This window comes from Vibrio sp. Vb1574 (genome assembly GCF_033338675.1).
Map to the genome: position 1 here is coordinate 1 of NZ_JAWOTC010000411.1, position 1,088 is coordinate 1,088.

General features: G+C 45.9%; 1 pseudogene. It reads left to right on the forward strand.

Features of this window, described 5'->3' with window-relative positions:
* Positions 1 to 155: 155 nt before the first annotated feature.
* Positions 156 to 1,088: pseudogene (locus tag R7O12_RS26515) on the forward strand (oligoendopeptidase F); the annotation flags it as partial.

Sequence of the window (1,088 nt, forward strand, 5' to 3'; positions counted from 1 at the left end):
TAGAAGATTAAAATCAGGCGCTGTTGGCCTTCAACGCGAAACAAATCAAGGAAGAAAAGCAGCCCTAGTCATGGAAGAAATCGGCTTTCTAAATCCTATTTTGTTAGGAGGAAGAGGAAAGACCGATTCGATTACATCAAAAGGAACTCTAAAAAATGACCACTCCTAGTTGGGACTTATCCATCGTTTACAACGACCTTGCCGACCCTCGAATTCAAGACGATATCGCACTTGTTGAGCAATGTATTGACCTGCTGAATAAGCAATCGCAAGATTGTGAAAATGTTGAAGTGATGCAAAATGCCATTCTGACCAACGAAGCAGCAAGTCGCTTGGCGGGCACGGTCTATAACTTCGCAAATTGCTACTCATCAGTGAACGCTACTAACGCCGAAGCGAAAGCGCTTTCTGGTCGTATGATGCGTATTTTCTCTGAATTGTCTCAAGCGTTTAGTGCTTTCGAACTTACCTTAACGCATGCAGATGATGAGTTCATTGCTCGCGTTCTCGATCACGAAAATCCAGACATCAGCGGTCAAGCTTTCTCTATTATGGAGTCGAGAAAACTGGCAGATACACGCTTGAGTATGGAAGAAGAGAAGCTTTTAGCTGCGATGAGTGTCGATGGCAAATCTGCGTGGGGCAATTTGTACGACAACTTGACGGGTTCGTTAAAGGTTACGTTAGACCATGCTGATGGCACTACTGAAGAGCTCGGTTTCTCCCAAGCTGCAAGTATCCTTTACGGTTCAGAGTTTGACCGCCAAGAAGCGGCATGGCGTGGCGTCCAAAAAGCAATGGAAACGCACCAAGAGTCTTTCGCCGCGATTTTAAATGCACTTGCAGGCTGGCGTTTAACTGAAAACAAAAAGCGCTCGACTAAGCGAGAGGTACACTTTTTAGATCCAAGTTTGTACGGTAGCCGCATTCAATCTGAAACCTTGGCTGCCATGATGAAAGTGGCGAAGGACAGTCGTGATATTGGTCAAAAAGCCGGTAAATTGATGGCGCAAGTGCACGGTTTGGATGAGATGAAGCCGTGGAACCACCTTGCTGCAATGCCTGCATTAAGCGGTGATGCTAAAGTC